This is a genomic window from Intrasporangium sp., assembly GCF_051961875.1.
Lineage (GTDB): Bacteria > Actinomycetota > Actinomycetes > Actinomycetales > Dermatophilaceae > Intrasporangium_A.
Genome location: NZ_JBQCCV010000115.1, coordinates 1 through 7,641, shown reverse-complemented (window position 1 = coordinate 7,641; position 7,641 = coordinate 1). Strand labels below are relative to the sequence as shown.

The 7,641-nt window shown below is 70.8% G+C and carries 7 protein-coding genes and 1 pseudogene; 5 read left to right on the top strand and 3 right to left on the bottom strand.

The genetic code is table 11. From position 1 onward, the window contains the following. The coding region (locus ACTHJJ_RS06730) for an NAD(P)H-quinone dehydrogenase (protein WP_440302169.1) at nucleotides 1–1,363 on the top strand (1,363 nt) is incomplete at its 5' end. 23 nt (nucleotides 1,364–1,386) lie between these two features. On the opposite strand, the gene ACTHJJ_RS06725 is transcribed toward ACTHJJ_RS06730, so the two are convergent. Both ACTHJJ_RS06725 and ACTHJJ_RS06720 read right to left on the bottom strand, forming a co-directional pair. Further along, entirely contained in the window at nucleotides 1,387–1,581 is a 195-nt protein-coding gene (locus ACTHJJ_RS06725; protein ID WP_440302168.1) for a hypothetical protein, read from the bottom strand. Between the two features lie 143 nt (nucleotides 1,582–1,724). Beyond that, nucleotides 1,725–3,512 (bottom strand): acetyl/propionyl/methylcrotonyl-CoA carboxylase subunit alpha, encoded by a 1,788-nt coding sequence (locus ACTHJJ_RS06720; protein ID WP_440302167.1) that lies wholly within the window; start codon nucleotides 3,510–3,512, stop codon nucleotides 1,725–1,727. Between the two features lie 137 nt (nucleotides 3,513–3,649). On the opposite strand from ACTHJJ_RS06720, the gene ACTHJJ_RS06715 reads away from it, so the two are divergent. Both ACTHJJ_RS06715 and ACTHJJ_RS06710 read left to right on the top strand, forming a co-directional pair. Next, nucleotides 3,650–4,495 (top strand): aldo/keto reductase, encoded by an 846-nt coding sequence (locus ACTHJJ_RS06715; protein ID WP_440302166.1) that lies wholly within the window; start codon nucleotides 3,650–3,652, stop codon nucleotides 4,493–4,495. Between the two features lie 39 nt (nucleotides 4,496–4,534). Beyond that, nucleotides 4,535–5,392, top strand: coding sequence for an NUDIX hydrolase (locus ACTHJJ_RS06710; RefSeq protein WP_440302165.1), 858 nt, complete (start codon nucleotides 4,535–4,537; stop codon nucleotides 5,390–5,392). Nucleotides 5,393–5,405: 13 nt separating this feature from the next. Here the strand turns inward: ACTHJJ_RS06710 and ACTHJJ_RS06705 are convergent, their stop codons facing one another. After that, nucleotides 5,406–6,266, bottom strand: coding sequence for a tryptophan 2,3-dioxygenase (locus ACTHJJ_RS06705; RefSeq protein ID WP_440302164.1), 861 nt, complete (start codon nucleotides 6,264–6,266; stop codon nucleotides 5,406–5,408). A 134-nt stretch (nucleotides 6,267–6,400) separates the two neighbouring features. On the opposite strand from ACTHJJ_RS06705, the gene ACTHJJ_RS06700 reads away from it, so the two are divergent. Beyond that, a complete protein-coding gene (locus ACTHJJ_RS06700; protein WP_440302163.1) occupies nucleotides 6,401–6,898 on the top strand; it encodes a SigE family RNA polymerase sigma factor in 498 nt (165 codons plus the stop codon). Beyond that, nucleotides 6,895–7,641, top strand: a pseudogene (locus tag ACTHJJ_RS06695) (hypothetical protein); the annotation flags it as partial. The gene ACTHJJ_RS06700 and the pseudogene ACTHJJ_RS06695, both read left to right, overlap by 4 nt.

The following is a 7,641-nucleotide window of genomic DNA, read 5'->3' as shown; positions in this document are numbered from 1 at the left end:
CCCGGGCGGCTACGAGGCGGCCCTTGTCGCTGCCCAGCTCGGCGCCGACGTGACGATCGTCGAGAGGGACGGCGTCGGGGGTGCCGCCGTGCTGACGGACTGTGTGCCCAGCAAGGCCCTCATCGCGACGGCCGACCAGCGATCCGACCTCGACATCGCCGTCCGGCTCGGTGTGAGTCTGGGCCGCCCGACCCAGGCGCCGACGGATGGAGTCGTCGCGAGGGCGACCACGATCAACGAGCGGATCCTCGACCTCGCCGCGGCCCAGAGCCGCGACATCCGGCGCAGCCTCGAGAACGTGGGCGTGCGGGTCGTCGACGGTGTCGCGCGACTCGTCGAGCGCGGGCTCGTCCGCGTCGAGGCCTCCGCGAACGAGACGGTCGAGCTGACCGCCGACATCGTGCTGGTCGCGACGGGCGCCACCCCCCGCGTCATGCCGACCGCGGTCCCAGACGGCGAGCGGATCCTGACTTGGCAGCAGATCTACGCCCTCGATGACCTGCCCGAGCGTCTCGTCGTGATCGGCTCCGGCGTCACTGGTGCCGAGCTCGCCCAGGCCTACCTCGGCCTCGGCTCTGCCGTCACCCTGGTCTCCTCGCGTGAGCGCGTGCTCCCGGGTGAGGACGCCGATGCGGCGACCCTCATCGAGGACGTGTTCCGGGAGCGCGGCATGGAGGTGCTCGGCAAGTCGCGCGCCCAGAGCGTCGAGCGGACCGCGGACGGCGTCGTGGTGACTCTCACGGACGGCAGAACCGTCGAGGGCAGCCACGCCCTCCTCGCCGTCGGCTCCCTGCCGCAGACGACCGGGCTCGGTCTCGAGGAGCTCGGTGTCGAGCTTGCCGAGTCGGGCCACATCGTCGTAGACCGCGTGTCGCGCACGTCCGTCCCGGGGGTGTACGCCGCCGGCGACTGCACGGGCGTCCTCCCGCTCGCCTCGGTCGCGGCGATGCAGGGGCGCATCGCGATGTGGCACGCACTCGGGGACGCGGTGGCTCCCCTCAACGTGCGAGGCGTCGCAGCGAACATCTTCACCGACCCCGAGATCGCCACGGTCGGCATCGGCCAGCGGGAGGCCGACGAGCTGCCCGACGTGCAGTCTGTCCTGCTGCCGCTCGCGCGCAACCCGCGCGCGAAGATGCAGGGCATCGAGGCCGGTTTCGTCAAGCTCTTCTGCCGGACCGGCTACGGCACCATCCTGGGCGGTGTCGTCGTGGCACCGAAGGCCTCCGAGCTGATCTTCCCGGTCGCGCTCGCCGTACAGAACCGCCTCAGCGTCGACGCCGTGGCGAGCACGATCACCGTCTACCCGTCACTGTCGGGCTCCATCGCCGAGGCGGCGCGCCAGCTCCACCAGTCGGAGTAGCCGCGGCCGGGTGAGGCTCCTGGTCAGGGCTCCTCGTCCTCGTGGTCGCGGCGTTCGTCCTCCTCGCGCCACCGCTCGACCCGATGCTTCGACACCCGCTCACGCAGCCGCTTCTGGAGCGGGTAGACCAGGGCGAAGACGATCGCCACGATCACGAATCCCTTGAAGTTCAGGCCCGTCGAGGTCTGGGCCGCCTCCGAGAGCAGCGTCGTCAGCACGGAGTCGAGTCTGCCAGACCACTCCGGGGGACCACCTGGGGCCGGGGGGGAGCGAGACACCCACACTGCGCGGACGCGCCACAGACAGACGTATGCCGCTCAGCCCGGGGCTGAGCGGCATACCGCCTCGTGGTGGTGGTCGCTCAGGCCTCGGTCGGGGCGTCCTTGATCTCGGCGAGGACAGTCCCAGAGTTGACCGTCTCGCCGACCTTGGCCGTCAGGCCGGTGACGACCCCGTCCTTGTGCGCCGTGATCGGCTGCTCCATCTTCATCGCCTCGAGGACCACGACGATGTCACCCGTCGCGACCGTCGCCCCGTCCTCGACCGCGATCTTGACGATCGTGCCCTGCATCGGGGCCGTCAGCGAGTCGCCCGACGCCGCCGCGCCCCCGCGGCCGCCACCGGTCGAGCGCTTCGGGGCCTTCTTCTTCGCCGTGGCAGAACCGCCGCCGAGGGCGAGGCCACCCGGCAGCGAGACCTCGAGACGCTTGCCGCCGACCTCGACGACGACCTTCTGGCGCTCTTCGGCCTCGGGGGTCTCCGCCGGGCCGCCGGCGTAGGGCGCGACCGTGTTGTTCCACTCGGTCTCGATCCACGTCGTGTGGATGCCGAAGGGCTGCGCGGGGTCCTGCGGCGCGAAGGCGGGGTCGCTGACGACCGCTCGGTGGAAGGGCAGGACGGTCGGCATGCCGTCGATCTCGAACTCGGCGAGGGCCCGGCGCGACCGCTCGATCGCCTCCTGACGGGTGCGCCCCGTGACGATGAGCTTCGCCAGCATCGAGTCGAAGGCGCCGGCGATGACGTCGCCCTCGACGACGCCTGAGTCGAGCCGCACGCCGGGACCGGCCGGCGGGCGGAAGACGGCAACCGTGCCGGGCGCCGGGAGGAAGTTACGGCCCGCGTCCTCGCCGTTGATGCGGAACTCCATGGAGTGGGCGTGCGGCTCGGGGTCGGGGTAGTCGAGGGGCTCGCCGTTCGCGATGCGGAACTGCTCCCGCACGAGGTCGATGCCGGTGACCTCCTCGGTCACCGGGTGCTCGACCTGCAGGCGGGTGTTGACCTCGAGGAAGGAGATGACGCCGTCGGGTCCGACGAGGAACTCGCAGGTGCCGGCCCCGACGTAGCCGGCCTCCTTGAGGATCGCCTTGCTCGCGCGGAGCAGCTCGGCGTGCTGCGCCTCGGAGAGGAAGGGAGCCGGCGCCTCCTCCACGAGCTTCTGGTTGCGCCGCTGGAGCGAGCAGTCGCGGGTCGAGACGACGACGACGTTGCCGTGCTGGTCGGCCAGGCACTGCGTCTCGACGTGGCGCGGGTGGTCGAGGAACCGCTCGACGAAGCACTCGCCGCGGCCGAACGCCGTGACCGCCTCGCGGACTGCGGACTCGTAGAGGTGCGGGATCTCCTCGAGGGTCCGGGCGACCTTGAGGCCGCGCCCGCCACCGCCGTAGGCCGCCTTGATCGCGACCGGCAGGCCGTGCTCCTTCGCGAACTCGACGACCTCGTCGGGGCCGGAGACGGGGTCCTTCGTGCCGGGCACGAGGGGTGCGTTGGCCTTGGTGGCGATGTGCCGTGCCTTCACCTTGTCACCGAGGGCGTCGATGGCCTCGGGCCCGGGACCGATCCAGGTGAGGCCGGCGTCGATGACGGCCTGGGCGAAGCTGGCGTTCTCGGCGAGGAAGCCGTAGCCCGGGTGGACCGCGTCGGCACCGGATTCCTTGGCGACCTGGAGCAGCTTCTCCTGTACGAGGTAGCTGTCGCCGGGGGTGGTGCCGCCCAGGGCGAACGCCTCGTCGGCGACCTTGACGTGGAGGGCATCCCGGTCCGGCTCCGCGTAGACCGCGACCGACCCGATCCCGCTGTCCTTGCAGGCGCGGGCGATACGAACGGCGATCTCGCCACGGTTTGCGATGAGGACCTTGCTGATCGATGCCATGGCTCGGACTCTAGCGCCTGGTGCATCCGGGCCCGCGGTCCCGCGAGGGGGTTAGCGCGGAGTCGGACCGTGAGGTCCAGCACACCGGCGGATCGCTGGCCCGGCGCCGCGGCCGCCGGCCGTCGTAGGTTGTCCTCATGACCTCGAAGCTGCCCGTCCATCAGGTTCCCCTCGGTCACGCCTCGACCTCGGGACTGACGATCCCGCAGCTCGGGTTCGGGCTCTGGGAGGTTCCGGACGAGCAGATCGACACAGCACTGCGCGCCGCACTGGACACCGGATACCGGCACATCGACACGGCCGAGATGTACCGCAACGAGGAGGGCGTGGGCCGGGTGCTCACCCGCGCCGGCATCGCCCGCGAGGAGGTCTTCATCACGACGAAGGTCTGGTACACCCACCTGCAGGACGTCGGGGCGGCCTTCGACGAGTCCATGCAGCGCCTCGGCCTCGACGTGCTCGACCTCTACCTCATCCACTGGCCGGTGGCGAGCCGCGGTACGTACGTGTGGGCCTGGCAGCAGATGCTCGAGCTGCAGCGGTCGGGGCGGGTGCGGTCCGTCGGTGTCTGCAACTTCCAGGTGGACCACCTGCAGCGGCTCCTCGATGAGACCGGAGTGCTGCCCTCCATCAACCAGGTCGAGCTCTCGCCCTACCTGCAGCAGCGCGAGCTGCGCGCGTTCCACGCCGAGCACGGCATCGTCACCGAGGCGTGGAGCCCCCTGGCTGCGCGCGCCGGGCTGCTCGAGGACCCCGAGGTCACCCGGATCGCCGAGAAGCACGCGGTGACGCCGGCGCAGGTCGTCCTCCGATGGCAGTTGCACCTCGGGCACGTCGTCCTGACTCGTTCGGTGAAGCCCGCCCGGATCGCCCAGAACGCCGACCTGTTCGGCTTCGACCTCGACGACGAGGACATGCAGGCCATCGCCGGGCTCGACCGGGGGGTCCGGACGGGAGCCGATCCCGACGAGTTCGGCAACTGACCGGTGGGATGGCCGCCTCGCGCGGGAGAGCGAGAGCCGGTGGACGGTGACCTGGTCGTCCGCACCGAGCACGCCCCGGATGGGCTGGTCACGCTCGTCGTCGAGTCGCTCGGGAAGCGGGTCGGGAGCCTGCAGGTCCAGCGCCGCAGCGACGATGCCGCCCAGGTCACCTGGCGGTTCGAGCCGTCCCACACCGGTGGGGGAGTCCCGCACCGCGCGGTGCGCCTCGCCGTGGACCGCTGCTTCACCGACCTCGGCCTGCACCGGGTCGAGGCCCTCATCCCCGTCGGTGACACCGCCCGGCTGAGGGTGGCTGCACGGGCGGGGCTCCGGCGCGAGGGCGTCGCCCGCGGCGCCGGTGGACCCCATACCGACCTCGTGCGGGTCGCCCGGCTGGCGGACGACCCGAGGCCCGACACCCGCGACGGGTTCATCGGCGTGCTCAACGCGAACCTGCCGACGAAGCGGGTCATCAGCCAGGGCGTCCTGCGTGACGAGTACGACCGGGTGCTGCTCTGCGAGCTCACGTACAAGGCCGAGTGGGACCTGCCGGGGGGCGTCATCGACCCGTGGGAGTCACCGGCCACGGCGGTGGCCCGCGAGCTGCATGAGGAGCTCGGCCTCGAGCTGTCGGTGCTCGGGCTGCTCGTCGTGAACTGGATGCCGCCCTGGCGGGGATGGGACGACGCGTGCCAGTTCGTCTTCGACCTCGGCCGGCACGCGTCGTCGATCATCGACGCGATGACCTTCGAGGCGACCGAGATCGCCGCCGTCCACTGGTGCACCCGCGAGCAGGCCAGGCCCCACATCCCCGACTACCTCGACACCCTCCTCGGCCGGCTCGAGCGCCTCACCGACCCGCCTCTCTACCTCGAGGGCGGCACCCCGATCCCGTGACGCGAGGCAGGCGTCAGGAGCCGATCCGGGCCCGAACGGCGTAGAGCTCAGGGAAGAACGTCAGGTCGAGGGCGCGGCGGAGGAAGTCGACGCCGGATGACCCACCGGTGCCCGGCTTGTGCCCGATGGTGCGGGTCACGACCTGAAGGTGGCGGAAGCGCCAGAGCTGGAAGTTGTCCTCGACGTCGACGAGCTCCTCGCAGGCCTCGTAGACGCCCCAGTGCTCGGCGGGCTTCTCGTACACGTGCGCGAAGACCTCGACCAGAGCGTCGTTGAGCCGGTGCGGCCGCGTCCAGTCCCGGTCGAGCAGCTCCCCGGGCACCGGGTAGCCACGCCGGTGCAGGAACGCGATGAACTCGTCGTAGAGGCTCGGCTCGTGGAGCAGGGTTGCCAGCTCGGCCTGGACAACGGGGTCGTGCTCGAAGACGGCCACCATGTCGGCGTCCTTGTTGCCGAGGAGGAACTCGACCTCTCGGTACTGCGCCGACTGGAAGCCCGAGCTGGTCGCCAGATAGGGCCGGATCTCCGCGTACTCGCTCGGGGTCAGGGTCGCGAGCACGTTCCACTGGTCGGCCAGCGTGTGCTGGATGTGCTTGATCCGAGCAAGCCGCTTCAGCGCAGGGGCGAGGTCGTCGGAGCGCAGCAGGCTCCTGGCGGAACGGAGCTCGTGCACGAGCAGCTTGAGCCACAGCTCGGACGTCTGGTGCTGGATGATGAAGAGCAGCTCGTCGTGCAGTGGCGGGTCGCTGAGCGGCTGTTGCGCGGACAGCAGTACGTCCAGCCTGAGGTAGTCGCCGTAGGACATCCGCTGGGAGAAGTCCCGCTCGATGCCCTCCTCCAGCTCACGCCGGCTCGCACGGTCGTCGGTGGCCATGGAGGGATCCTAGGTCCCGCCACCGCCGGGAGTCAGGGCCGTGTCGCTGAACCGGCTCGGTCGCGATGTCAACCAGGTGCGGTCCTCGTCGCGTCATGATGGGCGAACCATCCCGCCGATACGAGGATGCCGACATGGGGGACACAGAGGACCGTGACGCCGACTTCACGGCCTACGTCAGGGCGCGACAGCGCCACTTCGTCCGTTTCGCCTTCCTGCTGACCGGTGATCCCCACAGTGCGGAGGACCTCGTGCAGAGTGCCTTCGCCCGGGTCTACCGGAAGTGGTCGTCGATCACCGGGTCGCCCGACGCCTACGTGCGGACGGTGATCGTCAACGAGCACCGGAGCTGGTGGCGACGGACGTGGCGGCACAGGGAGGTCACCAGCAGCGAGCTCGTCGCCCACCAGGAACCCGTGGCGCCTCCCGATCTCCATGCCGACGGCGACCTCTGGGCACAGATCGCAACCCTGCCCCGGCAGCAGCGCGCCGTGATCGTCCTGCGCTACTACGAGGACCTCACCGAGGCGCAGACGGCAGCGGTCCTCGGCTGCTCGGTCGGCACCATCAAGAGTCATTCGAGCCGTGCCCTCGCGACGCTCCGCGTCCAGATGCTGGAGGTGACCGCATGAGCCCCAACGAGACAGATCTCCGGGCCGGCCTGCGCCACGAGGCGGAGCGCGTCGACGCAGTCGGCGACTTCGCGACGGCGGCCATCGCCCTGGAACGGCGACGCGGCCGCCGGCGTGGCGCGGCGATCGCGGCAACCGCGTTCGTGGCGGCTGCCGCGCTCGCCGTGCCCCTCGGGCTGTCGTCCCTGCGGGGGACCGCTCCGGTGACGCCCGCGCCCGCGCGGACGAGTCAGCAGGAGCCGACGACACCGACAGGCCTTGCGTCGCAGAGCCCGACGCCCTCCGCGACCGGGGGCACGGGCCCGACGGCAGCGGCATCCGGCGTCTTCGCCCTCGACGACACGATCCACGTCGGGGACACGGTGATTCATCTCACCAAGGGGACGGCGGTCGAGAATCTCGCGGTCCTGTCGAACGGCGGGTTCCTGGTGCAGTCGTACAAGACGGTCGGCCCCAGGGAGAGCCAGATGGATCTGCTCTCGCCACAGGGCAGGGTGATCAAGCACCTGGGCGTCAGCGGCTCGTATGCCGTCTCCCCGGACGGCGCCAGAGTCGTGGCGCAGGACGGACGAGGCCGGACGACGACGGTCTACGCCGCGGACGGGACGGTTCTGCGGCAGCGGACCGACCACCGCAGGCCCGCGGCCGTCGTCGGGGACTACGCCTACCTCAACTCGAACGGGGAGACCACGTCCCTTGAGTGGAACTACGTGACGGGGGCGACACGGGAGCTGCCGGCCGGT